Source organism: Thalassolituus maritimus, assembly GCF_900156675.1.
Lineage (GTDB): Bacteria > Pseudomonadota > Gammaproteobacteria > Pseudomonadales > Oceanobacteraceae > Thalassolituus > Thalassolituus maritimus.
The window spans coordinates 14,130-39,488 of sequence record NZ_FTOH01000010.1 but is presented as its reverse complement, the minus strand read 5'-3'; the positions used below and the strand labels follow the sequence as shown (position 1 = coordinate 39,488).

Below are 25,359 nucleotides of genomic sequence, written 5' to 3'. Positions count from 1 at the left end.
CACGAGCCTACATCACGGCTGTATCCGACGACGCAGAAACTCCTGCAATGCCCTCACCCGCGCACTCTGGCGCATGTCTTTGTGGTACACCAACCACATCTGCGATGGCTCGCTGTCCAGCGGTAACAGAATTTCCTGCAAGGGCTGTTCACGCCCATCCGGGTGTCTCATATTCACCACACTCATGGGGCCAATCCCCATACCTGCGCGTACCGCCGCCTCAATGTCATTAAAACTATTACTCTGGAAAGCAATCTGACCCAGAGCAACCTGCTCGATCAGTTGGCGTATCGCCGGAATCCGCGTTTTATCCCCTGTCGGTAACACCCATTGATGCGCATTAATCTCAGTCATGTCCGCAGGCCGACCAAACTGATCCAGATAATCCTGCGACGCATAAAAGGACAGCCCGACCGGCATCAGCTTTCTTGCAATCAGGTCGGGCTCTGAGGGTTCAGCACCGATACGTACTGACGCATGAACCTCACCGTCAGCGAGCGACAGGATGTCATCTGTTGCAACGATCTGAACCCGGATCTGTGGATATTCGCGCCGGAAGTCATGCAGTAAGGGCGCAAAAAACGGCGAAAAATCGGTCACTGTCGAAATTCTCAGAGTGCCACTGGGTGCGCTCTCAACGGTGGATAAAGTACTGCAAAGTCGCTGCACCTCGGCCGCGATCGGGCGCATCCGCTCGGCCAGAAGCCGGCCGCCGTCCGTTAATTGATACCCTCTCTGGTGGCGGATAAACAGACGGGTACCGAGAGCCTCTTCAATCCTGCCCACAGCCCGCTGAGCGGTACTGTGATTGACTCCAAGCGCCTCACCCGCACGGCTGAGACTGCCGTAAGCAGCCACTAAATAGGCAATGCGAAGATCGTCCCAACGAATGTTTTTGTCCATGATATCAACCTGAAGCGGCCCGAAAGAATAGTTCTGTGCATTTATGCACAACTATTGTCCGTTTTTATGCCTTTTTTGCAAACCTGGCAACCGCTAGAGTGATAAGCAGATGATGGAGGACGTTATGGGTCTTAAAAATACGGAGCACTCGTACGGCTGGATAAGCATTGCTCTGCACTGGCTGGTTGCGATTGCTGTATTCGGCATGTTTGGCCTTGGCCTGTACATGGTCGAACTGACTTATTACGACGCCTGGTACAAAGGCTCGCTGGATCTGCACAAAGGAGCAGGCATTCTGCTGGCCATCGCTGTCGCTGCCCGCTTTATCTGGCGTCTGGTGAACCCATCTCCGAAAGGATTGTCAGAAAAGCCTCTGGAGAATCTGGCCGGACACCTGGCGCACCTGGGGCTGTACGCGCTCCTCGCCGCTTTATTTATTACCGGCTATCTTATTTCTACCGCAGACGGCCGCAGCATTGATGTCTTTGGTTTGTTTCAGGTTCCTGCCAGCCTGACAACAGACAATCAGGAGGACATTGCTGGAGAAATTCACGAGTGGCTGGCATGGGGACTGATTGGCCTTGTCTCTGTCCACGCGCTGGCTGCACTAAAACACCACTTTATTAACCGCGACGGCACCCTGAAACGCATGATCCGTCCACAGAAGTAAATACTCACAAAGGAGAGTAACTATGAAAAAGCTGTTAATCGCGACTGCAATCTCTGGCGCTGCATTGATGACCTCTGTCGCTCAGGCGGCGACCTACGACATCGATAACGAAGGTGCGCACGCGTCAATCAACTTCAAAATCCAGCACCTTGGCTACAGCTGGCTGACAGGTCGCTTTAACGACTTCGACGGTTCATTTGAATACGACAAAGCAGCACCGGAAGATTCGTCGATCGAAGTGACCATCGACACCACCAGCATTGACTCAAACCATGCTGAGCGTGATAAGCACCTGAAAGGCGGTGACTTCCTGAACGTTAAGAAATACCCAACCGCGACGTTCAAAAGCACTGACTTTAAATCCACAGGTGAAGGCACTGGTGAAATCACAGGCGACTTCACTCTGCACGGTGTCACCAAAAGCATTACCTTCCCGGTAGAGCGCATCGGTGAAGGTGATGATCCATGGGGCGGCTACCGCGCTGGTTTTATGGGCACCACAAAGCTGAAGCTCAGCGACTATGGGATTGATTACAACCTCGGCCCAGCATCGACTCACGTTGAAATCGAACTGCACGTCGAAGGTAAGCGTCAGTAATACCGACGTTTAATGAAAAAGCCGGCACCTTGTGCCGGCTTTTTTGTGGTCGCTAAATTAAGAGTGATGACTACTTAACCACCTTAAAACGACGACGCCTTAGCTCTGCTTCCTCAGCCCTTTGCTTAACCTGCCGCTCGAGTTTCAATCGCTGTTTGTCGGCTTCACTGGGCCAGCTATCTCCCTCTGCCAGAGTGTACTCGATGGCTGACCAGAGATGGCTGAAATCCAGTAATAAGGGGTTCTGAATAATAGGGTATCTATGCTCACTGTCGCAGACCTTAAGCCAGCCATGAACATTATGCTTAACTTCGAGAATCGCTTTACTCTGAAGGGAATGTTGAGCGATGAGAATAAAGGCTGACTGCAGCCTGGGGCGGATGCTATCCCGGCTCGCCATAAACTCCTGCACTCTGTTGGTACTCGCTAGTCTGAGGGTGATCAGCATCCGCTTGAAATATCCTAGGCGTAACGCTTTAATTTGGAATTACTAAAAAATTCACACATCAGAAAAGCCCATCAAATCTTACCTGTAAGTCTATCAGTAACCTCATGATACCGTCTGGCAAAACATCCGGTAGAAACCCCAATAAGGCCGCACAGCTAAGGAAGGTAAAATAAGCCGTAAAGATAAACTTCAGAATATTAAACGTGGCTAACCTTACTCCATTACCGACTATATTGAACGAGCGGCATACAGTAAATTCATTATCCAGATTCAAGCCAATACTCTGTGCGGCTTTAAGCGCTATATCAGGCGGCGTAGTTGGATTAAAGAGGAACGCTGTATGATTTGGCAATTTAACCCCTCTTTCACTCAGAATCGTCATTGCCTGAGTCAGTACCGCTGAGCCACCGTCCTCTGATATCCAGGCCACTCCCTTCACATCCTTAGCTTGGTACATTGCGCTCGCTAAAAGCAGTGCTGACTCATGAGCTTCGGTATTCTTATTAGGGCGAACAGCTTTGTGGTAATTCTTCCACCCACCAAACGACCTTTCGCCCGGAGTAAAGTGCAGGTCAAATCCATCATCTTTAACCATTAAAGCACCACCGGACATTGGCGCCTGGCAAATACGTCTCGCTACAATTTCGGCAGCCTCAGAGGGGCTTTTATAAACACTATCACAGATAGCCACGAGCCGGTTTTTCTCCTCCGTTATTAACCCGCACGGCTTACGATCAACGTCCCACCCGTCTTCGATTCTGGATGCAGAGTAAAGACCGGGCTTCTTACAGGCTTCAACGCTTTCGCCATAGCTAGTATCCACCTCAAGAGAAAGGACTTTACAGAAATTAACAGAGCAGAGGCCAGCAGACGACTTCTCGAAGTGCACCTTACATCCGGGCAGAGTAAGCACATACTCATGTCTATCTGTTTCAGAAGTAGGATGAGAAGCAATCAGGATACTGTTTTCCGGAAGGCGACCTGAGAGCAGCTCATCCAAGACATTAACGGCAATTTGTGCCCAGTAGTAACTGTCGTTTTCCGCTAATTGCAGCAGTTTCTGATATTCCCGAGTGGCTTCAGAAGTCATACTGACGGACTGGTCGGAAATCAACTGATCCTCGGCGGAAGCGTTATTGGAAAACATTGAGAAGCATCCTTGTCTCAGATTCAGAATAGCGATATCGCTCTGACAGGCCTATGAGTATAAACACTTTTATTCCAGACAAAAGGCATTCGGGCCACAGCTGCATTGAGGAGGAATAAAAAAGCCGGCGCCTTGTGCCGGCTTTTTTTTGCGCCTTAGTCAGCCTTCTGCTTAAAACTACAGAATCGTTAATCCAGTCACGTACAGAACTTCGCCCGGTGCTCCGGTAACAGAACCGCCCGGCGCCTCAAGACTGACGGCGACCGCTTTAATGGCAATGTCGTGCGTATTCACCGCAAGGGCCCGAGTAATACGTCCGCTTTCTGGCATCAGACCCAGTGATACGGGGGCACTGCCATCTTCGGGCACAATCCAGAGTTCGTAATCATGCTGATCCGAGGTTTCCACTGCGGCGGTTGCCTGTACGGTCAGTTCATTGCCAGCAACTTCCATCAACCACAGAGGCTGGTCATCCTGTGTGAACACAGCAACCTGCTCGATCATAGTTTCTGGTGCGACTCCAGGCACAACGGTTGGATCTGGACGCATCAGGAACACGCCGATTAACAACACTGCGGCAGTCGCAAAGCCACCAGCCCAGGCCATCACGCCTTTACTCTGGGGCTCATCGTTAGCAGCACTCTGAGTGGTATCAATAAAACCGACACGGCGACTGATTTCCTGCCAGACTCTTTCAGGTGGCTGCTGAGCTTCCACTTTGCCGTTCATTGGGGCGAGTAGCTGCTCCCAATGCCATACCCGTTCGCGTACTTTCTGATAAGCCTGCATCAGTCGCACAAAGCGACGGCGAGCCTGCCCTTGCATAGTGCCCATGACATAGTCTGCCGCCAGCGCATCAAGACGTTCGTCGTTTAAATAATTCATTCTTCAAGACACCTCTTCAGACGTTGAAGGCCGCGCCGTATCCAACTCTTCACGGTACCCAATGGCGTTCCCGTGTGGGCCTGTATCTCCGCGTGCGTCATGCCACGATAATATGCCAGGTGAATGTATTGCAGATCATGCGTATCCAGCGTCTGCATACAACGCTCCAGAGCCTGATTTTCAGGATCCTCTGGTTGCTCCGGGGCAATCAGTTCCGGGGCACCTTCCTCATCGAGAGAATCCTGTCGGTCCTCCTTTGCGCTCTTTGACCTCAACAGATCTATGCAGCGATAGCGTACGATGCTGCTCATCCAGGTCATGACACTGCCACGCCCCTGATGATAGTCACCGGCGTTATGCCAGATTTTGACGAAAGCTTCCTGCAGGGCTTCTTCGGCCCGCTCCGGTGAACGCATTAGTTGCATAGCCACGCCGTACAATCTTGGCCCCGCGGCCTGGTACAACTCCTCAAACGCTGGTCGCTCTCCCCGAGCCACGCCTCTGATCAGCTGCAGCTGAAGTTCTGGATCCATACAGAATAACTCCTTTGATAATCGTTATGACTATATACGGATAGCCTTGTCATTCAGATTAGATGGCATTTCCACATCACGCGCGATGATGATTCATATCAATGTTTCAGGTTACCCCGGGTGTATTCTGAGACACAGGGACTACCAGTCTCCGACAGACCCACTGCAAGGGAAATCTATGAACATCGAGAGAATACGAACCGACCTTCTTGAACGCCTTGAGGCCCTTGAAGCGCGCTCAGATAAGGCCTCGCGTCACGCCAGTCACCGCGATGAACCACTGTCTGCCGACTTCGAGGAGCAAGCGACAGAATCCGCCAATGACGAAGTTCTTAGTGTCATCGCTGACGAGGCCCTGCACGAAGCTGACCACATACGTGATGCCCTGAAGCGCATCGCGCTTGGCCAATACGGCATCTGTGATCAGTGTGGCGACAAGATTGCCGAAGCTCGTCTGATCGCCGTTCCATACAGCACGCGCTGCATTGAATGCGCGTGACTCCTGTCCAGACGAGCCTCAGATACGCGCCAGCACCCAATAACTCCCCAGTACTGCCAGTGCTGCCGAGAGGTAGCGAACCAGCACCTGACGATACCAACCCAGGCGGCGCAGACTAATAAGCAGCGGCATGACCACCAAGGTAATCGCAACCTGTCCCGCTTCGACACCCAGATTGAAGCCAAACAAAGCCCAGACAATGTTTCCTGTGCCCGTCGTCAACTCACCAAGCACGCTGGCAAAACCGAAACCGTGTACCAGACCAAACAGGAATACAACAACGGCACTGGCTGGTAAGTAAGGGCGAAGATTGTGCAACGCTGCAACCACCACAGACGCGGCGATAATCAGCTCAACCCAATAACCGGGTAGTGCTAACCACCCCAGGGCACTGGCACTCAGAGTCAGTGAATGGGCAATGGTAAAGGCAGTTACGTACAGCAGAGCGGTTTTAACACAGGTCCGCACATCTGCTGCTGGTTGCCAGTCTTTCTTCTGTTGCACCAGAACTGAGACCAACAGCAAGGTGAGCAGGAAAGCTACGTGGTCAGGGCCCAGCAGAATATGAATGATGCCCTGAACGAAAAACTCAGAAAACGTCTGCTGGTTCAGCTGTGCAGTCGTCATTTCCGGATTAATAGAAAAACTACCTGAGGATTCCAGCACACCCTGACGAGTCAGGTCACCAGACGAGAGGTCCCACAATAAACGGTGTTCAGGAAGCAGTGAAAATAATCCGGTATATGTTACTTCGACGCGTCCTTCAGAGGCACAGACATACGTCACAGGAACAATCGCCGAGGCCATAACGCCGCGAGCATTATTAAACCTCAGAGGAACATTGAACTGTGGGGTGCATGCTTCGCCCCCCTGCTGAACCTTGAGATGTCGGCCGACATAAGCCCGGATCTCCGGTGTCATGGCTTTCACTTCTCCCCAGAGGAGTTCACCATCGCGATTCTGATCCAGCCCCAGGCTTTGCTCAAGGTCAATCAACTGCCATTGAACCGAGCCACGTAATCCATCCGTTGTTTCTTTCAGTGTCAACAACGCTGTACTGCTTTGGTGGGCCGACGCTATGGCTGGTAGCAATGCCAACAACAGAAGAATAAAACGCTTCATAATATATCCCCCTGCACGGCGATAAACTGATGCCTATGGGCATTATTTACTTGTGATAACCAGCTCAGATTCCGTGATTCTGCGTTTTTTCCAACGGTTGAGAAATACAGAGAAATTAACTCGGAGTAACTTTGATCACGACGCTTTATACGCTGGCTGATACGCTCTTCAGCGTAATCTCTCCAATACAACTCAGTACTGCCGCTCTGTTGCTCGGCACGTGCAAGCTGAACAATTATTGCATCATCCGGGTAATTGGCAGAACCATAGTCCTGTAAAAGGGCCATGACTTTTTCAGGTTGTTTATTGCGTAGCAACGCTTCGCTGCGGTGTACAAGATCAGCAACGCTAAGCCGTGCATCGACCGACCATTGCTGATAGAGAGCTTCAACTTCAGCGTACTTTCCTTCATTAAGATAGCTTTTGCTTTTCTGATAAAGCGCCCAGGCTGAGAGACTACGCCCTTGCGGTGAGTCGTCGTCACTCAAGCGTTCAAGCAATGCTGTAAGAATACCATGCCCTGCAGGGCCCGCGGTCGCCTGCAGAGCGATACTACAAACTGCGGCCAGATCCGTTTGCTCTAACACCAGAGAAAGGCACGCTTCGCGTGCGGCCTTCTGTTGATTCTGCTCACCATATACCTGTGCCATCATCAGGCGTGCACTGCCGTAATATGCGGAGTCGGAATCGATTTTCTGAAGCAGACTCGCAGCCCGGGCAAATTCATGGCGATGTTGTAAAAGCCGGGCTCGATAATAAGTCAGCTCATCCGCAGGCACGTCAGACACTGCGCCGCCTTCAGACTCAAGGCCATCCATCAGAACGTAAATACGATCATACCGCCATGATTCACCAGGCTTGTCGGCATGCTCAAAATGCTTTTTTATTTCATCCATGCGCTGTGCATGTGTTTGAGGCAGTGGCTTCAGCTCTTCTTTACTCCAGCGAGCGACCACGATGTTATCGTCAGGTTCAGACCAGGAAACATCAGCCAATGCCGGAGCGGCGAAGAAAGGCAGCAGAATAGCCGTCTTAGAAATACCGAAACAAAGATTCTTTAGTAAGCCACTGAACATAATATTTTATCCGATTAATTATCTATCATTCTGGTGAGAAAAAACGGGGCTGCAGAACAGCCCCGAAAGGTTACTCACCCCCAGTGAGATACGAGAAAGAGAACTCGTCTGCGTCATCAACAATTTCAAGGTCGTTAATTTTTACTGGCTCTGAATTTTCAGACGCCATAAAAATATCATCGACCAACTCTGTGAGCAGAACTTCAGTCTGCTCAGCAACGCCGTCATCAAGATCAGGAAGATCGACGGTCGAATTATTGTTGCTGCTGTCAGAACATGCACTTAACAGTACGATGCTCCCGATCATTAATAAGTGATGCGTTTTCATATGACACTCCTTACTTCACGTTTGCTGACCTTACGGTGCAGGGTTTACTGAACCAGCGAGCGGCGCCAGCAAGTATGGGAATGTGTCGTTTACGTAAGTCGAATCGATCGGAGCCAGGTCAGAGAATGGCTGGTCACCGGTTGGTGCATCCGCAGGCTCACAAAGACCAAGGTCGTCTGTCGCGTTACCGTCACCATCCAGATCAACTGGATGACACAGAGCACCCATCACAACACGCAGTGCTATATCCACAACATCATCACCAGGGCGACGACCGTTCGGGAAGCCTGCCAGATCACCGGCAACGACACCAAATGCGCTCTGACCAGCGGCTGCTGTAGGGTTTATTACGGTATTAAGACGTACCATTTCTGAAGCAGTAATCGTCGACTGCTGGTTAACACCGGGGAAGCCGGTCAGGAACGCAGTAACGAGGTCGGTACGCGGAATATTCGATGGAGCAATGTTGTCTGATGCACCCAGCGCATCACGGAACAGAATGTCCAGCAAAGCAGGCAGGGTTGGGTGAGTCACGTAATCTGCGAACTGAGCATCGTCTTTAGGCTCAGAGGCGTTAAAGGTGTCTTTATCGCTCAGGCCGATGACAACTTCGTTCACCAGTGGCATACCCAGGCGTGATACCTGAGTCCAGGCACCACCATTGACTTCTGGTTTAGCGAACGATGCTTCTGGATTAAGAATACGAGCCTGCTGCTGACTGGCACTGGTCCAGGCACCAATCACACCATTACCAGACCCAGTAACACACGAGATCGGTACTTCGAGAGCAATAGAGGTGACGTTTTTATCTGCCAGATCGTCGTTTGCATCGTCCTGTGCACTGCCATCACCATCCAGGGGGACGTAATTCACGAGGTCGAATGTTTTACCCAGATTCACGACGAATGGGTCTTTACGCTGGCCAACAAATACCTTACCGCCCGCGTCACATCCAGGAATAGTCAGGTCGTGTACGAAACCGCCTGCGTACGCTTCATAATCGGTAAATGACTTTTCACCGATATTATCGAGTGGTTTAGTAAAGGTCGCTTCACCTGAACCGTCGGTGAGGCTGATTGCAGAACCAGTACGACGATCACCGCTGACTTTTTTGATGGTGTAGGTTTCGTAGAAGTTGGCACTGCCATCGGTGTCAACATTGCCGAAGTTTTTCAGAGGAATGGCGACGCTTTTCTGATTCTCGCCTTCGCCAATCGGCAGAGCGACACCGCTTCCCATAGCACCCAGCATCTGCTGGAAGCGGAACTGGAAGGTAATGTCTTCGACCGCGTCGCCGTCGTTATCGATGTGAATCTCGTACAGTGCGTTCGGGTCCATTGCGAAGTAGTTTGGGCCGCCATAGGCGTCTTGCAGCGGGATATAGTTCGCAACCAGAGTCACGTAGTCTTCACGATCAGTTTCATAACTGCGGAACGCGTAAAAATCCGTGGAATCAATGGCCGGCAGGCGTGTGACGTTTGGTGCTTCTCGGTGACTCGAAGCGCTTGCATTCATAGCTGTCAGCGCTGTAATGGCACCAAGCAGAAGTGTGGCGTGCGTTTTCATAACTGCTCCCGATATAAGGTTATACACAGAGTGTGCATAGTCCTATACGGGGCAGTTCAGGAACTGGATGCGATTTTTTCAAAAAATCAGTCGGGTGATGATCGTTTCCACTCACTGTTTTTCAAAAGTGTAAGTCAGGGTGAAGGCTCCACGCAGATCGCCGGGCTGATAACCCCGGGCATTATCTTCTGGATAACGCTCGCTGAGACGGGTAGCTACCGGCTCAGCCAGCTGCTCACCATGGCAAACCACGCAAGGCCCTCCCACAGGAATGGCTTTCATATAACGAAAGGTACCGCCCTCTCGCGAAGAGGCCTCCATGGTCGCCAGCGGTTCACCGGCTGCTGCACGTTGCGCAAAGGACTCAAGCACGGCGGACTCCCATTCATCCGGCGCATTATTCGGGTTACGGAGTTTCTCCGATGTCCGGCCCACCTCCCAACCATCTTTGCTGTGTGCTGCAGCGATCTCTGGTGCCTCTGTATTGCAGAGGCGGATTGCCGCCAGAGGTCCTTCGGACTTCATACCTTGCATCAGGGTTTCTTTCAGGCCCTGTGCAAAGGCTTTTGTCTGAGCCCGCGCTTCGACCACCATATAATCTTCTGATGCATCACCAGCAGAACCATCAGACAGCACACTGACACTACTCAACAAGCCAATAGCCGACAGCAGCAACGGTCGTAGAAATTCATTTTTCGAAGCTTTTTTGAATGCGCTTTTCGATCTGCTAGCCATAGTGACGCCTACCGGTTCAGAAAGAGAGGATACTATTTTTGATGACTGATTTTTTTACTTATACACACTCGGATCAGTCTCTACCGTATGGCCTTCCCAGCCATCGTAGCCGCCCACCAGCATTTTTACGTTAGAAAATCCCATGCGCTTCAGCGTGTGTGCCGCCAGGGTACTGCGCCCACCATTTTTGCAATAAAGGAGTATCTCAGCGTCTTTATCAGCCAACAAAGGATGGTCGGCCACTTTGAATTCGAGCACACCACGGGGGACATTCTCTGCGCCCGGCAGATGTCCCATCACGTATTCAGCGGGTTCACGAACATCAAGCACTTTAGTGCCAGCGTCTAACATCGCCTGTGCAGCATCGGCTTCGACGGGGTTTACGGATGCACGTGCTTCTGCAAGCAGATCATCGCGGGTCATTACACTCATATATACCACTCCAGTTAACGAGTTTGCCTCCCACAATATAACCACACAGGAATACTTAAAGACAAGTCTCTCCTGTTGAATCACCATTCGCCGGAATCACCAGGCCCAGATGACCTCAGACCACCACCAGGCACACCAAAGCATCAGAGGCCATGCCACATAAGGACTGAAAAGCCAGCGCCAGACAGCCATCAAAGGTACGTAGCCCACACCATGAATAAAGCCTGCGCTGATCCCCAGAAGGCCGAGTGAAAGAGGCCCATGCTCCAGCTCACGCGTGTCGGTTGCCACTAACTGAGGCATCGCCAGTAACGCAACCGACAGTCCGACCGCCAACAGAAACGACAGCGCTCTCGCCCAGCCCGCATATAGCGGGCCATAGCGACGATAATCGACCGGAGCCGTCATGGCGCATCATCTGGATCAGGCTCGCGATCCAGGTTTTCGTTAACTTCCAGCCACAGGGCATTAATCAGGCCGAATGAGCAGGCGAGCAGTACGCCCAGAATCCATGCGAAATACCACATTTTCAAGGCTCCTCAGTAGGTTGAATATTGGTTATCTTCAATGAAGTCAGTGGTCAGACGACCCCACATTTTGTAGTAACCCCAAGCGGTGTAGCTGAGAATAATGGGCACAAAGATCATCGCTACCCAGAACATAATATGCAGAGTCAGCTGACTGGAGGTGACGTCCCACATTGTCAGTGAATGGGATGGGTCTGTGCTGGAGGGCATCAGGAACGGAAACAGACTGAAACCAGCCGTGCAGATGATCCCGGCGACCGCAAACGAGCTACTTATAAACGCCAGAGCTCCGCGATTCGCCATGCTCAGCAACGCGGTAAGCGCCAGACCAACGAACGCCAATAGGGGTGCAATCAGCATCCACGGGTATCGACCATAATTCTCCAGCCAACCAGCGGCCTGAAGCTCAACGCTTTTTTGCAACGGCGTAGTCACACCTCCGAGATTCGACGCTGCTTTAATCACGTACCCGTCCAGCTGGCTGACCCAGAACCCTCCGATTGCAAACGCCACAGCGACCACCACGGCCAACAGAACTGAAATCCGGCGGGCGCGCTCATGTACCGGCCCAGCTGTACGCATTTGCAGGTACGTCCCGCCGTGCATTGCCAGCATCAGCAGACTGATCACACCGCACAACAACGCAAATGGATTCAGCAGTGCCCAGAACGACCCGGTGTAGGTCGACCGCATAAATTCATCTAACGTAAAAGGAACGCCCAACAGCAGGTTGCCGAAGGCAACACCAAACACTAACGCCGGTACTGCTCCCCCAACAGTAAGCCCCCAGTCCCAGGCATTACGCCAGCGCGGGTCCTGCACTTTCGAGCGATATTCAAACCCGACAGGGCGGAAGAACATGGCAAATAAAACCAGTAACAATGCCCAGTAAAAGCCAGAAAATGCGACCGCGTATACCACTGGCCATGCGGCAAAAATTGCACCGGCTGCCGTGATAAACCAGACCTGATTACCATCCCAGTGTGGGCCAATCGTGTTCATCATCACCCGACGCTCGCTGTCGGTTTTACCGATGACTTTCAACAGAGCGCCAACGCCCATATCAAAACCATCCGTCACGGCAAAACCAATCAGCAGAACACCAATAAGTACCCACCAGATAATTTTAAGCAGTTCGTATTCCATGGTGATCTCCTTACGCCTGAGCCGGTGAAGTCGAAGCAGAATCCGTGTTGCTGTCCTGCTCCCAGTGATAACGCCCTGTATGCAGGCTGGATGGGCCCAGACGTGCAAACCGGATCATCAGATACATTTCTGCAACCAAAAGCAGCGTATAAAAGCCGATAAAGCCAGCAAGACTCATATAGATGTCTTCAACCGAACGGGTCGATACAGAGAGGTGCGTCGGCAAAATGCCACCAATCGACCACGGCTGACGACCAAACTCGGCCACAAACCATCCCATTTCACAGGCAATCCAGGGCGCAGGCAGAGCAATAATTAAAGCGCGCAGAAGATACTTCTGTCGCTCAGCCGTCCCCTTCGCACTGTAGTAAAAAGAGAGACCAATCAGCACTAACATAATAAAGCCAAGACCGACCATAACCCGGAAGGTCCAGAACATTGGCGCCACCCTTGGAATCGAATTCTGAGCCGCCAGTTTGATCTGCTCTTCCGTCGCATTAACCGGGTTTTCGACGTATTTTTTCAGGAGCAGTCCGTACCCCAGATCATCCACCCGGGATCGGAACTCAGCAATCGTAGCCTCCGAACGATCACCTGCTTTAATCTGAGTCAGCAGATCATACGCCACCATACCGTTGCGAATGCGCACTTCGTGTTCAGCGATAAGATCTTTAATGCCTTTTACTTCCTCGGTGACGGAGCGGGTAGCAATCAGCCCGAGTGCGTACGGAATTTTAATCGCGTAGTCGGTTTCCATATTTTCCTGATCAGGAATACCAAACAGGGTAAATGCCGCCGGGGGTTCGTGGGTTTCCCATTCCGCCTCAATGGCCGCCAGCTTCACTTTCTGAACTTCGCCGATCTCATAACCTGATTCATCACCCAACACGATGACCGAGAGAATGGATGCCAGTCCAAAACTTGAGGCAATCGCAAACGAGCGACGGGCAAAAGGCAGATCACGTTTTTTCAGCATGTAGTACGCCGAGATTGCCAACACAAACATGGCGCCCGTCACGTATCCGGCAGACACTGTGTGTACAAACTTCACCTGAGCGACCGGATTAAAAATCACCTCAGAGAAGCTCATCATCTCCATACGCATAGTATCGAAGTTGAATTCGGCGCCAACGGGGTTCTGCATCCAGCCATTAGCAATCAAAATCCACAGTGCAGACATATTCGAACCGATCGCGACGAGCCAGGTCACCATCAGATGCTGCACTTTGGTCAGACGATCCCAGCCAAAAAAGAACAGACCAATAAATGTCGACTCAAGAAAGAATGCCATCAGGCCTTCAATGGCCAGCGGCGCTCCGAAAATATCACCGACATAGTGCGAGTAGTAAGCCCAGTTAGTACCGAACTGAAACTCCATGGTAAGGCCGGTGGTCACGCCCAGAGCGAAGTTAATGCCGAACAACTTACCCCAGAACTTCACCATATCCTGGTAAACCTGCTTACCCGTCATAACGTAAGCAGACTCCATAATGGCCAGGATAAAAGACAACCCGAGGGTGAGCGGTACGAAGAGAAAATGGTAAAAGGCCGTAATCGCAAACTGTAAACGCGATAAGTCGACCACGCTTTCACTGATCATAAGGGATCTCCTAGAGAGTCAGATACCGATGGTTTATCCAGGCCAAAGTGTTCCTGCAGGCCTTGTCCTTCATCACCGACAATGACAGGGTCAGAAAAAAAGAAATGAGCAATAAGAAATACCAATGCCAGCTTAATGATCAGAACGGCTGTCAGCTCCCTGACCAGCGGAATAGAGAATATCGGGCGACGTTGTTTCACACAGCCTCCGTAAGCCGGGCATTCAGAGCCCGTATTATTTCATCTGAGCCATTGGACCGCCTGCGACATAATGCCGCAGACGGAATATAGCCTGTCTGGAATATATGATTCCCGGCCAATCATTCTGCCACAGCGGCCGAAACGGATATTGATCCAGGTTTCAGGCCAACAGAGAATCAACGTATTACCTTTCAGACCATATCTCGCTAGACTGTGCAGTAGTTGCACAGCTGGGTTTAAAGGATCAGGGAACAGTATGACCAGTGAATTAAGGAAGCATCCGCGTTTCTCCAGCCAGGTAAATGCCCGGCTGGTGCTGAACGATGGAAGTGGCTATGAGTGCCTGATACAGGACTACTCTCACGCTGGCATGCGTATCCACTGGCCCCATCAACCAATACCCGAACAACATGAACCTATGCTGTTGGAGTTGCAACTGAGCATCCCGGTCAAAGCCCAAGTCGATCTTGTTCATCAGGAACCCGGTGCACTCGGTGTGCGCGTCCACCAGGCGGATGGTCAGTTATTCCTTGATATGCAGGAATACAATCAAACCCGGGCCGGCGAGGGCCTGCCCAGCGAACAGCGTAATCGCTTTCGCGATATTTTTGGCCACGAAGCCAAACTGCTGATCGAACGCCTTCCCCGCCAATGGCTCCCAGAGTTCATCGAAGCCACGTACAGTAAGGCCGATTTCGCACGAAATACTGCCGAGCAACAGCTGTGGATGAAGCTGGAATCAAAGACCCGCGCGAAAGCCGATGAGTTTTATGAGCGCTTCAGCCAGATCCTCGAACACCAGTTACAGAGATGGCTGGCTGGCGAGCCGAAACTGACCGATGAGAGCGACGAATATGAAGGCGCCGTCGCGCTGTCACTGGTGCGACAGAGTGACTTCGAAGACTGGTTAATGGCCAAAGTCACGGCCTCACACTTGCAGTCATTCCTGAGTCAGGAAAGCTTTGAACTGCGCCAGCTTCTCGATACTCTTTCATCGGCGCAAGTGTCAGACTGCTTTAACCCAATTGGCCCAAACACGGTGACCGAAGGCTTCCGTGATTGCATTGATGTCCTGGAATTACCTCACGAAGCGCGCGAATTAGCGTTCGAGAGTTTTGAAAAAGCGACTGTCGGTCTGTTAAAGGCGACCTATCAGGCCTGTATCCGCCAGATCAATATCCCCATCACATTTCGCTACCGCAAGGCGAAAACCGTTGTCATTGAGGAAGCCGGAAGCCCAGTTGCTGAAACAAGTTCCACAGCGACCGCCAACCCCACCAGCGGTGGCGAGACTCAGCACAACCGTCGTTCTGATCCCGGCCGTCGCGGCGACTCCATGTTTGACTTTGAACGCCATCAGGGTGAAGCGCAGCAGGCCTACGCCAACATCCAGCAGCTGCTGACACTGAGACTTAAAAAAGAAGCGGAAGCTAACGGTCAGACGAACAACCTTCCCGCCGCCCAGCCAGAAGCTGTTTCCGAAGTTGTTGAGTCACTTGATACCAGTACGCCGCTGAGTGACCAGAACATTCTTGAGCAACTGGAACAGCAACTCGCCGAACAGGACAAAAGCCTGCCGGACGATACCCGCCATGCCATCGATACCGTTGAGCAGGTAACACGCAACCTGCTCAATAACCCAAGTATGGCGGAGTTCGTTAAGCCAAGCGTCGAACAACTTGGCTGGCCATTGCTGCGTCTGATGCTGGAAGATCCGTCGCTGCTGTTTAATCCACAACATCCGGGGCGTCTGATTTTCAACCTCTTGGGGCGTCTCGGAAAAATTACCAGCTCAGGCCAGAAACGTGTCAAAGCGGCCCTCGAAGAAATGATTACGCCGATACTGGAGAATCCGGGCGGCGAGCCACGCCAGATGGAAGAGCTGGTCGAAAATCTTCAGGTGTTGGTAGGCACGGCTGAGCGCAAGGTACGCCAGAACACCGACCGGGTTGCTGAAGCTGCGGAAGGTGAATATCGGCTCTATATGGCGCACAAACGCGTCAATGCATTAATTGGCCACGACACCTCAGGGCGAACTCTGCCTGAATGCGTTATCCGTTGGTTACAGGAAGGCTGGCAACAGATGCTGTGCCTGTTGCTGCTCAGAGAAGGCCCCGACAGTGCGCGGTTTAAAGGCGCCGTAAAACTCTATCGCCAGGTCATCATTCTGTTCGGTCAGAAAAATGCCGGCCGCTCGGACCTGATGGATAAATTTACGCCCCTGCTCAACCTCGCACGCTCTGAACTCGACCAGCTGAACGGTCCGCTGCCACAGCATGAGCAGTGGTACAAAGAAATCATGGAAGCCGCACGGCTGCATCTGGAAGAAGGCGATCTCGAACAGGGCATCGATCTGCCGGAATACAAAGAACCGGAAGAAGAAGAAACCGTGACCGGCAAAGGGGCCCGTCGCGTGCTCACGCTACAGGTGGGCGACCTTCTGTTATTAACCGAAACAGGTCAGTCGGTCTCTGTCGCCTGGATTGCTGCTGACCAGACCCGCTATGCCTGCGTCAATCACACCGGCATGCGGGTTCACGATTACCGGTTTAACGAGCTTGCCCGCGCCATGGAAGACGGCTCAATCAAGCGGATTTATGAGCAGGAAGAAACGCCGGTCGATCAGAGTATCGATAAACTGGTGCAACAGATTTATTCCGACCTCTCTGCACAGGCGAACACCGACCCACTAACAGGCCTGATTAACCGCCAACACTTCCTCAGCCTGCTGGCTAATGCCGTTGCCGATGCACAGAAAAGTGCGTCTGGGCATACGCTGGCAATGATTAACATTGATCAGTTCAAGCTGATCAATAAGAACTATGGCGTAGAAATGGGCGATACCTGCTTGCAGACATTGGCGACGATTCTACAGGAAGCCTATCCGGAAGCGCTCTGCTCACGCGTTGGCAGTAATGAGTTTGCAGTGTTACTGGAAAAGCATGATCTCGAGCAGGCAGAGGCAAGCGCTCGCCTGGTATCTGCTCAGGTCGAGAAGGTGAAAATTGATGGTACCGAAGATGCACTCCATATGACAGTGAGTATCGGGCTCGCGACCTTATCCGCTGACATCGCCGACGCTGCCGACTTACTCGAACGCGCAGAAATCGCAAGCCAGCTGGCAAAAGAAAAAGGCTCCAGTAGGATTGTCCGTTACCAGTACGACGATGCATCACGAGAGCGCCATGAACTCTTTATGAGCTGGGGCAACCGTCTGAGCAAAGCGCTGGAAGCCGATGCGCTGCATATACTCTGCGTACCTGTTGACCCTATTCAGGCGCGGTTTAAAGGCATCCTTCAATATGAAGTGACGATTGCCGTCGATGGAGATGACGGGCTCGACGTGCCGCCGCAGGAATTTCTGCAAGCTGCTCAGAATTACAATCGTATGTACGACATTGACCGCTGGGTCATCGATCAGGTGCTTGCCTGGGTAAGCGATAATGCAGAGACAGCCAACACGATTGAACGCTTCATCATCCGCTTATCCGGGCGGGCGTTCAGCGATGACAATCTACTCGAGTTCCTGACCGAGCAGTCTCGCGAATATGATGTGCCTGTTGAGAAACTGTGTTTTGAGCTGAATGAAACCGCCACCATTCACGACCTGACCGATGCTGCTGACTTTATGCATGAGGTCAGGAAGCTCGGTTGTAAGTTCGTACTCTCTGACTTCGGCACAGGACAGTCGTCATACAATTTCCTGAAAGCACTTCCGGTCGATTTTGTGAAAATTGACCGAAACTTCATCGACGGCCTGCACTCAAGCTCCGCCGACTATGCCCTGATCAAATCGATTCAGGAAATCGCCCAGTTTATGGCGAAAAAGACCATCGCCGAGCACAGTGAAAATGACGTCGTCTGGGAAATTCTGCGCGGTATTGGAATCGATTTCGGTTTGCGTTCAGTGCAACAGGCAACGCCGCTTCGCTACATGGCGGAAGTCTGAACGCCAGCGGGTGAAACCACCCACTGGCCAGTGTACAATCGCCACACACTTTTTTGGCGACGGCACCATGAAATCAATTACCGTTCTCGCACTTTCTCTTCTGCTGGGTGCATGCTCTGTGACCCAGCTGCCTGACAATCTGTCTCGTGCGATGCTTAATCAGGACGACCCGGAAGTCGTTGCAGACGGCGCCCCAGCGTACCTGCTGATGCTGGATGCACTGATCCTTACTTACCCTGAAAACGAACGATTCCTGCTAGCAGGTGCACAACTCTACGGTGCCTACGCTGGCGTCTTCGCTCAGGACGAAGTTCAGGCACAATCGATGGCAGACAAGGCGCTGGAATACGCCAGGCGCGCTCTGTGTGAGTACGACAGCGATGCCTGTGATCTCGTTGATGGCCCAGCAGACGAACTGAAAAGGGGCCTGGCTATGAATTACGACGAAGACGATGTCGATATCTTCTATGCCTACGGCGCCGCCTGGGCAGGCTGGATACAGGCAAATACCAGTGACTGGAACGCGATTGCCCAGGTCAGCAAAGTAAAGAATCTGATGGAGTGGGTTGAAAGCTACGATGAGGGCTATGACAACGCCACGGTTCAGGTATACCTGGGCGTACTGACGACTCAATTACCTCCATCCGTTGGCGGTAAGCCGGAGATCGGTAAAGCGCATTTCGAGAAAGCCATCGCCCTGAGCGACGGCAAGCACCTGATGGCAAAAGTACTGTACGCCAAACAATATGCCCGCCTTATGTTTGAACAGGAACTTCATGATGACCTGCTTCAGCAGGTTATTGATGCAGACCCTTATGCCGAAGGGCTGACCCTGATTAACCGTCTGGCCCAGCGTCAGGCTGACCGTTTACTAGCAGAATCCACTGACTACTTTGAGTGAGATGACTATGAGAATTTTTGCATTCCTCCTGCTGCTGGGCAGCCTATTGGCACCAGCAGCGCACGCCGCAACACTAAAAATCGCGACACTGGCACCCGACGGTACCAGTTGGATGAAAGTGATGCGTCAGGCCGCTGCTGACATTAAAACTGAAACTGAAGGCCGGGTTAAAATTAAATACTTCCCGGGTGGTGTTCAGGGCAGCGATAAAAGTGTTCTGCGTAAAATGCGCATTGGGCAGCTTCAGGGCGGCGCCGTTGCGACCGGCTCACTGATTAATATTTCACCGGCCTCTCAGATTTATAACCTGCCGTTTACCTTCCGCACACTGGAAGAAGTACGGGCTATCCGTGAAGAGTTTGATCCCTACATTGTCAGCGAGCTGGCGAAAAAAGGCTACGTTGTTCTCGGGATTTCTGAAGCGGGCTTTGCTTACATGATGTCTGATGAACCTATCCGTACGTCTGACGATGCCCGCAAACAGAAGGTATGGGTACCTGAAGGCGATCTGATTGGTGAAACAACGTTTGAGAATGGCGGTGTTGAACCGATTTCTTTGCCTCTCTCTGATGTTTATACCAGCTTGCAAACAGGCCTGATCGATACCATCGTAGTGAATGCCTCCTCAGCCATCGCCCTGCAGTGGCACACCAAAGTGAACTACGTGACCGACTTCCCACTGCTGTTTCTCACTGGCGCCATTATTGTTGATCAGAAAGCATTCCGTAAGATCAGCACAGAAGACCAGGCCGTCGTTAAGCGTATTATGGCCGAAGCGTTTGCCTCCATGGATGCTCAGAACGAAAAAGACGAGGCCGGCGCCCGCGATGCACTCGCTCAGAATGGTATCGAGTTTGTTGAACTGTCAGAAGAAGACAAACAAGCCTGGGAAGAACTGGCGACTGGCGTTGTCGATGAACTGGCAAGCAAAGAGATTTATCCTGTTGAAGTCTTTAAGCGTTTACAGCAACGTCTTGAAGAGATGCGTCAGGAGCCTTAATGAAACAACTGGTTCAGTGGCTGCACCGTCTTGAAGACAGCGTGCTGGTCTTACTTCTGCTGGCAATGATTATTCTCGCGGGCTATGACATTCTGGCTCGCTCAATTTTCGGCGGCGGCGTTTCATGGATTCCCCCCCTGCTGCGCGTCATGGTCTTGTGGATTGGCCTGCTCGGTGCATTGCTCGCAACCCGCTCGCGCGAACATATCAGTATCGACCTGATATCTAAGCTGGGCGGCCCGGTACTGAACCGTATCGCATCTACCGTCACCCTTCTGTTTGCCGCCGTCGTTTGCGGCCTGGTCGGCTGGTACTCAGGACAGTATGTACAACTTGCTTTTGAATTTCAGGATATTGCCTTCGCCGATATCCCAGCCTGGCCGCTGCAACTCATTATTCCTTTTACATTTGGTTTAATGGGCCTGCGTTTTTTCATTCAGGGCATCGCCGCTGCGACCGGTAAGGAACTGACTGCATGAGTATTCTCGTTACGGCACTCCTGCTGTTACTTGCACTGGCAGGCGCCCCTCTGTTTGCTGTGATTGCCGCATCAGCCATGTGGGGGTTCTTTCAGACCGAGGTCGATCTCCAGGTGATGGCGGTTGAGATTTACCGGGTTGCCGAAATGCCGGTTCTGATTGCTATTCCGCTATTTACCTTTGCCGGTTACCTGATGGGTGAAAGCAAGGCGCCTCAACGACTGGTGCGCATTACCGATGCCTTCCTTGGCTGGATGCCCGGCGGCCTGGCGATCGTGGCTCTTGCCGCTTGTGCATTATTTACTGCGTTCACCGGCGCATCGGGCGTTACCATTGTCGCTTTGGGTGCGCTACTCGTTCCGGCCCTTAAAAAGGCAGGCTACCGCGAGAATTTTAATCTCGGACTGGTGACAACCTCAGGCTCGCTAGGGTTGCTCTTCGCACCATCACTGCCATTGATTCTGTACGGTGTGATTGCCCAACAGATGTCGCTGGAGACGCCGGTCAGCATTGATGATCTGTTTCTTGCTGGCATTCTGCCCGGTCTGCTGATGCTTACCGCCTTGTCGCTGTACAGCGCATGGCAATCGCGGCACCTGCCAAAATCGAATCATACCTTCGATCGCGCTGAAGCCTGGGCAGCTATCAAAGACAGCGCATGGGAAATTCCCCTGCCGTTTGTCGTTCTGGGTGGTATCTACGGCGGTTTCTTCGCTGTATCAGAAGCCGCAGCAATCACTGCCTTCTATGTACTGATAGTTACCGTGATTATCCGCCGGGAAATTACCTTTACTCAGCTACCTGTAGTGATGCGAGACTCAATGAAGCTGGTTGGTGCTATCCTCCTGATCCTGGCAGTATCACTGGCATCGACAAACTATATGATTGATGCAGGCGTCCCTGAAAAAGTCTTTGATACGATTCAGGCACACGTCACAGACGGTTTCACCTTCCTGTTGTTGCTGACCATCTTCCTGCTGATTCTCGGCATGATGCTGGATATTTTCTCTGCCATCGTGATCATGATTCCGATTATTCTGCCAATTGCGGTACAGTACGGAATCCACCCGATTCACCTGGGCATACTGTTCCTGGCAAACATGCAGCTTGGATACTTTACTCCTCCGGTCGGGATGAACCTGTTTATTGCGAGTTTCCGTTTTAATAAACCAGTAATGACATTATATCGAGCGACCTTGCCGTTCTTCTTTATTCTGCTGGCAACCGTTCTGATCATTACTTACTGGCCGGGATTAAGTCTGCTACTTGTGGAGTAACGACATTTCATGATGAATGTCTGACCCTTCTTTACCGCGCCTTGCCCCTGTTTACCGAGGGCAGGCGTAAAGTGGGTGTTATTGGCATCTGCCATGTTCATGATCGCCACTTCATAGCGGCACCCAATTTAAGCGGGCCCCTGTTTCAGGGTTGCCCGCTCTTTTTTTGAGGTACATAACATGTCGATGATGCAGTCTGTTATGCGTCGACTGGTCACCCTGACCGTCAAATCGCAGCTGAACCCCAGGGTTCCGGTCACCACTCAGCGTAAGCGTCTCGATCTTCTGCGCTTTACACCGATGCCGGGGGGAATAAAAGAATCCCATACCGAGCTTGCCGGTATCCCAACACGCCGTCTGACACCAACGCCCTGCCACGGTGCCATTCTGTATTTGCACGGGGGAGCTTATTGCACTGGCTCACCAGACAGCCACAAGGAAATGGTTGCCCGTATCGCGCGTAGCACTGAGCGTGAGGCCTTTATTCTTGATTACAGGCTTGCCCCTGAGGCTCCCTACCCCGCAGCGCTTGATGATGCCTTGGCAGCCTATACAGATCTCCTGTCGCGTCATCAGGATATCGTCATCATGGGAGATTCTGCCGGCGGCGGATTAGCCATGGCGCTGGCTGAAGCCATCAGTAAAACGGACTATGCTCAGCCCAATGCGATGGTGTTAATGTCCCCCTGGTGTGACCTGACCTGCAGCGGGCCGACCATAGACAGCAACAGGAGAATCGATCCTATGCTGCACCCTTTATGGCTGACTTCATCAGCTGAAATGTATGCCGTCAGTACTGCAAAAGACGAACCGGGGTTATCTCCCCTGTTTGGGGACATGAGCGGATATCCGCGTACGCTGATTCAGGTAGGGTCTGATGAAATTCTGCTGTCCGACTCAACCCGTGCTGAGAGCGCAATGAAGGAGGCGGGGGTCGACGTCACACTTCAGGTTTCTGAAGGTATGTGGCATGTATTCCAGTTCCACGCCGCCTTCCTGAAGCCGTCAAAGAAAGCTGTGTATAAAATCGGCGAGTTTTTGCGCCAGTAAACCTGCATAAAAAAATGCTGTACTGAGGCCAGCCCAGTACAGCATTCTTTATTGTTACATCGACTGCATCAGAACGAGTAATTGAAGGTCAGATTCGCATTTCTCGGCGCTCCATAAATTGCGCCTGACTGAATACCCGTCACGTACTTCTCATTCAGAATATTATCTACGTTAAGTTTCAGCTTAGCCTGATCATTGAACGTATAAGCTGCGAATGTATCCACCACCATGTAAGCGTCCTGCTTGTTTTCATTTTCTTTGTAGGCATCAGACTTCCAGGTAGCCTTCGCGCCCAGACGTACCGCTGGTGCAAACGGCAATACCGAATCGTAACGCGCCTTCCATACAGTGCGAGGAATCCAGGTAGATGTGTTATCGCCATTATCATCAGTAACACGAAGACGAGTAACACCAACGGCCAGATTAGACTCCTCTGTCAACTCACCGGCGATCTCTGCTTCAAAGCCTTTCGAATTTACGTCGGCTGGTACGTAGTAGGTTGTCGTATCCTCACGTTGGCCACCCACAATCGCGACCCCTTGCTGCTCTGCCTTGAATACCGCAAAGGTTGCCAGAACACGATCATTGAAGAACTCGGCTTTTGCTCCAGCCTCATAGTTCACGCCCTTCATTGGATCGAGATAGTCACCGTTGATGTCGCCGTTATCCTGATTCTGATAAATATCAGAATAAGAAACATAAGTAGTGAGGTCGTCACTGACATCCCACGTCAGCCCTGCATAAGGGCTGGCTTCTTCAAGATCCGGGTAATAAGTGCTCTCTGTGGTAGAACCATAGATAGAGCTGCCCTCTCGCTTCAGTTTAATAACGTTAACACCCGCGATTAGATTAAGCGTATCGGAAAGACCGAACCGTGATGAAGCATAAAAACGACTCAGTGATTTTTCACCGTCACCGCGTTTCTCTTTTAAGCCGAATTCCGGTTCTGGATAATCATCGCCGTCATAGTCGTCAAACGCTGGATATGGAAGAAAACCACCAGACAGTACGGGACGGTTATACGTAGTATTTTCATCTTCAATCTGGCTTACGCCCACGAGAACACTGTGATAATTACCGAAGGCTTCAAACTCACCAGAGAGGTTCACATCAAATACGATAGACGACTTTTCTGTATAGCCAGCGTAAGGCCAACCCACCAACCCTGTGTTGTCGTCATTCAAGCCGCCACCGAGGGTGTAAGCATACAGAAGGCGACTCTGACCATCGTAGCTGTTTGCATGAACGCTGGCTTTGGCTTCCCAACCAGATCCGAGGTCATGAAGGTACTCAACGAACATGTTCCGGCTTTTCGAATTCCAGTAGGTCCAGTCAGCAGAAGGCGAAGACGACACATCAAAGTCTGCGTAACCGCCATTAGCGTAATTAAGCGTAAGAGATCCCCACATCGGTGAATCCTGCTCGCTGTTCTGGAAACTTGAACCGAAGGTCAGAATGCCGTTACTACCAACCTGGCCATCTACTACCCAGTAGAGAGAAGTACGACGGGTTTCAAGATCCCGAATGTGGGAGTTCTTGTTTTCCTGAACGGCGACAACACGGCCAGCCCAGCGACCATCACTCGTAAGTACCTTGTTACCGTCTACGCCCAGACGCACCTGATTATAAGAACCTAGCGTAAACAGAATTTCCGCTTCGTCCTCATTAGTCGGACGCTTACGCACATAGTTAATCGTACCGGATGAATTACCAACACCGGTTAACAGTCCATTCGCACCCCTGACCAACTCAATACGTTCAAACAAGAAAGTGTCCTGCTGTCCCAGAACGGTACCGTAATCGTTACTGGTACCCAAACCGTCTACCTGCGTCAGCTGAATCTCAAAGCCTCGCGCATTATATGAGGTACGGTTCGTTTCATATTCCTGAACATCAATACCGTTCATCATTTTTAACGCATCATTGGTTCCAGACGCGTCGTAAAGATCCATTGCTTCGTCATCGAGAATCGTAATCGACTGAGGGGTCTCCTTCAGGGAAAGTGGCAGGCCGATTGCGCCTTTAGATACACGATCATCCCGAGCCGCAGTAATCGAAACAGCATCAAGCTCAACGGACTCAGGCGAAGAATTGTCTTCAGCCATTACGGATGTGGAGAGTGTCGTAGCCAGAATGGCGGCTGCGAGTGGAGTGCGAATACTAAACATAGTGACTGCCTTCAGTGAGAAGTAAAAACTCTGGCGCAATCTGTCTGCACCTGGAGAACGCAGTGATTCTAACGATAGCTACAGATCAGGTAAAGGCGAATCGTTCGCGTTATTTTTTTA

26 protein-coding genes are annotated in these 25,359 nt (G+C 51.6%); 9 read left to right on the top strand and 17 right to left on the bottom strand.

Features of this window, described 5'->3' with window-relative positions; genetic code table 11:
* Window positions 1–12: 12 nt before the first annotated feature.
* A complete protein-coding gene (locus tag BW941_RS14750; RefSeq protein ID WP_076517329.1) occupies window positions 13–903 on the bottom strand; it encodes a LysR family transcriptional regulator in 891 nt (296 codons plus the stop codon).
* Between the two features lie 124 nt (window positions 904–1,027).
* Here BW941_RS14750 and BW941_RS14745 point away from each other — a divergent pair, with 124 nt between their 5' ends.
* A complete protein-coding gene (locus BW941_RS14745) occupies window positions 1,028–1,573 on the top strand; it encodes a cytochrome b (RefSeq protein WP_076517327.1) in 546 nt (181 codons plus the stop codon).
* A gap of 22 nt (window positions 1,574–1,595) precedes the next feature.
* Window positions 1,596–2,171, top strand: coding sequence for a YceI family protein (locus tag BW941_RS14740; RefSeq protein WP_076517325.1), 576 nt, complete (start codon window positions 1,596–1,598; stop codon window positions 2,169–2,171).
* 70 nt (window positions 2,172–2,241) lie between these two features.
* Here BW941_RS14740 and BW941_RS14735 read toward each other — a convergent pair whose 3' ends face one another.
* From BW941_RS14735 to BW941_RS14720, 4 genes are all read right to left on the bottom strand, one after another.
* The gene (locus BW941_RS14735; RefSeq protein ID WP_076517324.1) at window positions 2,242–2,619 is read right to left on the bottom strand and encodes a hypothetical protein; all 378 of its coding nucleotides are present in this window, start codon (window positions 2,617–2,619) and stop codon (window positions 2,242–2,244) included.
* Window positions 2,620–2,677: 58 nt separating this feature from the next.
* The gene (locus BW941_RS14730) at window positions 2,678–3,766 is read right to left on the bottom strand and encodes a hypothetical protein (RefSeq protein ID WP_076517322.1); all 1,089 of its coding nucleotides are present in this window, start codon (window positions 3,764–3,766) and stop codon (window positions 2,678–2,680) included.
* A 177-nt stretch (window positions 3,767–3,943) separates the two neighbouring features.
* The gene (locus BW941_RS14725; RefSeq protein WP_076517320.1) at window positions 3,944–4,651 is read right to left on the bottom strand and encodes an anti-sigma factor; all 708 of its coding nucleotides are present in this window, start codon (window positions 4,649–4,651) and stop codon (window positions 3,944–3,946) included.
* Complete coding sequence (locus BW941_RS14720) at window positions 4,648–5,184, bottom strand: RNA polymerase sigma factor (protein ID WP_076517319.1); 537 nt, start codon at window positions 5,182–5,184, stop codon at window positions 4,648–4,650. Before BW941_RS14720 ends, BW941_RS14725 begins: the two co-directional genes overlap by 4 nt.
* Before the next feature lie 178 nt (window positions 5,185–5,362).
* On the opposite strand from BW941_RS14720, the gene BW941_RS14715 reads away from it, so the two are divergent.
* Complete coding sequence (locus BW941_RS14715) at window positions 5,363–5,683, top strand: TraR/DksA family transcriptional regulator (protein ID WP_076517317.1); 321 nt, start codon at window positions 5,363–5,365, stop codon at window positions 5,681–5,683.
* Between the two features lie 18 nt (window positions 5,684–5,701).
* Here the strand turns inward: BW941_RS14715 and BW941_RS14710 are convergent, their stop codons facing one another.
* The 11 genes from BW941_RS14710 to cydP all read right to left on the bottom strand — a co-directional run bounded on the left by BW941_RS14710 (window position 5,702) and on the right by cydP (window position 14,415).
* Window positions 5,702–6,805: a HupE/UreJ family protein gene (locus BW941_RS14710; RefSeq protein WP_076517315.1), complete on the bottom strand. Its 1,104-nt coding sequence runs from the start codon at window positions 6,803–6,805 to the stop codon at window positions 5,702–5,704.
* Window positions 6,802–7,881 (bottom strand): tetratricopeptide repeat protein, encoded by a 1,080-nt coding sequence (locus BW941_RS14705; protein ID WP_076517314.1) that lies wholly within the window; start codon window positions 7,879–7,881, stop codon window positions 6,802–6,804. The genes BW941_RS14710 and BW941_RS14705 overlap by 4 nt, the downstream gene beginning before the upstream one ends.
* Before the next feature lie 70 nt (window positions 7,882–7,951).
* A complete protein-coding gene (locus BW941_RS14700) occupies window positions 7,952–8,209 on the bottom strand; it encodes a hypothetical protein (protein WP_076517312.1) in 258 nt (85 codons plus the stop codon).
* Window positions 8,210–8,239: 30 nt separating this feature from the next.
* Window positions 8,240–9,775, bottom strand: a complete 1,536-nt coding sequence (locus BW941_RS14695) for a DUF4331 domain-containing protein (protein WP_076517311.1) — start codon at window positions 9,773–9,775, stop codon at window positions 8,240–8,242.
* A 111-nt stretch (window positions 9,776–9,886) separates the two neighbouring features.
* Entirely contained in the window at window positions 9,887–10,510 is a 624-nt protein-coding gene (locus BW941_RS14690) for a Tll0287-like domain-containing protein (RefSeq protein WP_076517309.1), read from the bottom strand.
* Window positions 10,511–10,564: 54 nt separating this feature from the next.
* The gene (locus BW941_RS14685) at window positions 10,565–10,942 is read right to left on the bottom strand and encodes a rhodanese-like domain-containing protein (protein ID WP_076517308.1); all 378 of its coding nucleotides are present in this window, start codon (window positions 10,940–10,942) and stop codon (window positions 10,565–10,567) included.
* Window positions 10,943–11,038: 96 nt separating this feature from the next.
* The gene (locus BW941_RS14680; RefSeq protein ID WP_068441841.1) at window positions 11,039–11,350 is read right to left on the bottom strand and encodes a cyd operon YbgE family protein; all 312 of its coding nucleotides are present in this window, start codon (window positions 11,348–11,350) and stop codon (window positions 11,039–11,041) included.
* Complete coding sequence (cydX, locus tag BW941_RS14675) at window positions 11,347–11,469, bottom strand: cytochrome bd-I oxidase subunit CydX (protein ID WP_068441844.1); 123 nt, start codon at window positions 11,467–11,469, stop codon at window positions 11,347–11,349. Before cydX ends, BW941_RS14680 begins: the two co-directional genes overlap by 4 nt.
* Before the next feature lie 12 nt (window positions 11,470–11,481).
* Complete coding sequence (gene cydB / locus BW941_RS14670) at window positions 11,482–12,615, bottom strand: cytochrome d ubiquinol oxidase subunit II (protein ID WP_076517306.1); 1,134 nt, start codon at window positions 12,613–12,615, stop codon at window positions 11,482–11,484.
* Window positions 12,616–12,625: 10 nt separating this feature from the next.
* Window positions 12,626–14,215 (bottom strand): cytochrome ubiquinol oxidase subunit I, encoded by a 1,590-nt coding sequence (locus BW941_RS14665; RefSeq protein WP_076517304.1) that lies wholly within the window; start codon window positions 14,213–14,215, stop codon window positions 12,626–12,628.
* Window positions 14,212–14,415 (bottom strand): cytochrome oxidase putative small subunit CydP, encoded by a 204-nt coding sequence (cydP, locus tag BW941_RS14660; protein WP_076517302.1) that lies wholly within the window; start codon window positions 14,413–14,415, stop codon window positions 14,212–14,214. Before cydP ends, BW941_RS14665 begins: the two co-directional genes overlap by 4 nt.
* A 256-nt stretch (window positions 14,416–14,671) precedes the next feature.
* On the opposite strand from cydP, the gene BW941_RS14655 reads away from it, so the two are divergent.
* The 6 genes from BW941_RS14655 to BW941_RS14630 all read left to right on the top strand — a co-directional run bounded on the left by BW941_RS14655 (window position 14,672) and on the right by BW941_RS14630 (window position 23,071).
* Window positions 14,672–18,364 (top strand): DUF1631 family protein, encoded by a 3,693-nt coding sequence (locus BW941_RS14655; RefSeq protein ID WP_076517300.1) that lies wholly within the window; start codon window positions 14,672–14,674, stop codon window positions 18,362–18,364.
* 67 nt (window positions 18,365–18,431) lie between these two features.
* On the top strand, window positions 18,432–19,265 hold the full coding sequence (locus BW941_RS14650; protein WP_076517465.1) for a TRAP transporter TatT component family protein: 834 nt from the start codon (window positions 18,432–18,434) through the stop codon (window positions 19,263–19,265).
* 7 nt (window positions 19,266–19,272) lie between these two features.
* Window positions 19,273–20,265, top strand: a complete 993-nt coding sequence (locus tag BW941_RS14645; RefSeq protein ID WP_076517463.1) for a TRAP transporter substrate-binding protein — start codon at window positions 19,273–19,275, stop codon at window positions 20,263–20,265.
* Window positions 20,265–20,744, top strand: coding sequence for a TRAP transporter small permease (locus tag BW941_RS14640; RefSeq protein ID WP_076517298.1), 480 nt, complete (start codon window positions 20,265–20,267; stop codon window positions 20,742–20,744). Before BW941_RS14645 ends, BW941_RS14640 begins: the two co-directional genes overlap by 1 nt.
* Window positions 20,741–22,021, top strand: coding sequence for a TRAP transporter large permease (locus BW941_RS14635; protein ID WP_076517295.1), 1,281 nt, complete (start codon window positions 20,741–20,743; stop codon window positions 22,019–22,021). Before BW941_RS14640 ends, BW941_RS14635 begins: the two co-directional genes overlap by 4 nt.
* Before the next feature lie 180 nt (window positions 22,022–22,201).
* A complete protein-coding gene (locus BW941_RS14630) occupies window positions 22,202–23,071 on the top strand; it encodes an alpha/beta hydrolase (protein ID WP_076517293.1) in 870 nt (289 codons plus the stop codon).
* Between the two features lie 68 nt (window positions 23,072–23,139).
* On the opposite strand, the gene BW941_RS14625 is transcribed toward BW941_RS14630, so the two are convergent.
* The gene (locus BW941_RS14625) at window positions 23,140–25,239 is read right to left on the bottom strand and encodes a TonB-dependent siderophore receptor (RefSeq protein ID WP_084189019.1); all 2,100 of its coding nucleotides are present in this window, start codon (window positions 25,237–25,239) and stop codon (window positions 23,140–23,142) included.
* Between the last annotated feature and the right edge of the window lie 120 nt (window positions 25,240–25,359).

What these genes read in the sequence shown, in the direction of transcription:
- BW941_RS14750 (WP_076517329.1), bottom strand. Translation starts at nt 903, where the DNA reads ATGGACAAAAACATTCGTTGGGACGATCTTCGCATTGCCTATTTAGTG.
- BW941_RS14745 (WP_076517327.1), top strand. Translation starts at nt 1,028, where the DNA reads ATGGGTCTTAAAAATACGGAGCACTCGTACGGCTGGATAAGCATTGCT.
- BW941_RS14740 (WP_076517325.1), top strand. Translation starts at nt 1,596, where the DNA reads ATGAAAAAGCTGTTAATCGCGACTGCAATCTCTGGCGCTGCATTGATG.
- BW941_RS14735 (WP_076517324.1), bottom strand. Translation starts at nt 2,619, where the DNA reads ATGCTGATCACCCTCAGACTAGCGAGTACCAACAGAGTGCAGGAGTTT.
- BW941_RS14730 (WP_076517322.1), bottom strand. Translation starts at nt 3,766, where the DNA reads ATGTTTTCCAATAACGCTTCCGCCGAGGATCAGTTGATTTCCGACCAG.
- BW941_RS14725 (WP_076517320.1), bottom strand. Translation starts at nt 4,651, where the DNA reads ATGAATTATTTAAACGACGAACGTCTTGATGCGCTGGCGGCAGACTAT.
- BW941_RS14720 (WP_076517319.1), bottom strand. Translation starts at nt 5,184, where the DNA reads ATGGATCCAGAACTTCAGCTGCAGCTGATCAGAGGCGTGGCTCGGGGA.
- BW941_RS14715 (WP_076517317.1), top strand. Translation starts at nt 5,363, where the DNA reads ATGAACATCGAGAGAATACGAACCGACCTTCTTGAACGCCTTGAGGCC.
- BW941_RS14710 (WP_076517315.1), bottom strand. Translation starts at nt 6,805, where the DNA reads ATGAAGCGTTTTATTCTTCTGTTGTTGGCATTGCTACCAGCCATAGCG.
- BW941_RS14705 (WP_076517314.1), bottom strand. Translation starts at nt 7,881, where the DNA reads ATGTTCAGTGGCTTACTAAAGAATCTTTGTTTCGGTATTTCTAAGACG.
- BW941_RS14700 (WP_076517312.1), bottom strand. Translation starts at nt 8,209, where the DNA reads ATGAAAACGCATCACTTATTAATGATCGGGAGCATCGTACTGTTAAGT.
- BW941_RS14695 (WP_076517311.1), bottom strand. Translation starts at nt 9,775, where the DNA reads ATGAAAACGCACGCCACACTTCTGCTTGGTGCCATTACAGCGCTGACA.
- BW941_RS14690 (WP_076517309.1), bottom strand. Translation starts at nt 10,510, where the DNA reads ATGGCTAGCAGATCGAAAAGCGCATTCAAAAAAGCTTCGAAAAATGAA.
- BW941_RS14685 (WP_076517308.1), bottom strand. Translation starts at nt 10,942, where the DNA reads ATGAGTGTAATGACCCGCGATGATCTGCTTGCAGAAGCACGTGCATCC.
- BW941_RS14680 (WP_068441841.1), bottom strand. Translation starts at nt 11,350, where the DNA reads ATGACGGCTCCGGTCGATTATCGTCGCTATGGCCCGCTATATGCGGGC.
- cydX (WP_068441844.1), bottom strand. Translation starts at nt 11,469, where the DNA reads ATGTGGTATTTCGCATGGATTCTGGGCGTACTGCTCGCCTGCTCATTC.
- cydB (WP_076517306.1), bottom strand. Translation starts at nt 12,615, where the DNA reads ATGGAATACGAACTGCTTAAAATTATCTGGTGGGTACTTATTGGTGTT.
- BW941_RS14665 (WP_076517304.1), bottom strand. Translation starts at nt 14,215, where the DNA reads ATGATCAGTGAAAGCGTGGTCGACTTATCGCGTTTACAGTTTGCGATT.
- BW941_RS14655 (WP_076517300.1), top strand. Translation starts at nt 14,672, where the DNA reads ATGACCAGTGAATTAAGGAAGCATCCGCGTTTCTCCAGCCAGGTAAAT.
- BW941_RS14650 (WP_076517465.1), top strand. Translation starts at nt 18,432, where the DNA reads ATGAAATCAATTACCGTTCTCGCACTTTCTCTTCTGCTGGGTGCATGC.
- BW941_RS14645 (WP_076517463.1), top strand. Translation starts at nt 19,273, where the DNA reads ATGAGAATTTTTGCATTCCTCCTGCTGCTGGGCAGCCTATTGGCACCA.
- BW941_RS14640 (WP_076517298.1), top strand. Translation starts at nt 20,265, where the DNA reads ATGAAACAACTGGTTCAGTGGCTGCACCGTCTTGAAGACAGCGTGCTG.
- BW941_RS14635 (WP_076517295.1), top strand. Translation starts at nt 20,741, where the DNA reads ATGAGTATTCTCGTTACGGCACTCCTGCTGTTACTTGCACTGGCAGGC.
- BW941_RS14630 (WP_076517293.1), top strand. Translation starts at nt 22,202, where the DNA reads ATGTCGATGATGCAGTCTGTTATGCGTCGACTGGTCACCCTGACCGTC.
- BW941_RS14625 (WP_084189019.1), bottom strand. Translation starts at nt 25,239, where the DNA reads ATGTTTAGTATTCGCACTCCACTCGCAGCCGCCATTCTGGCTACGACA.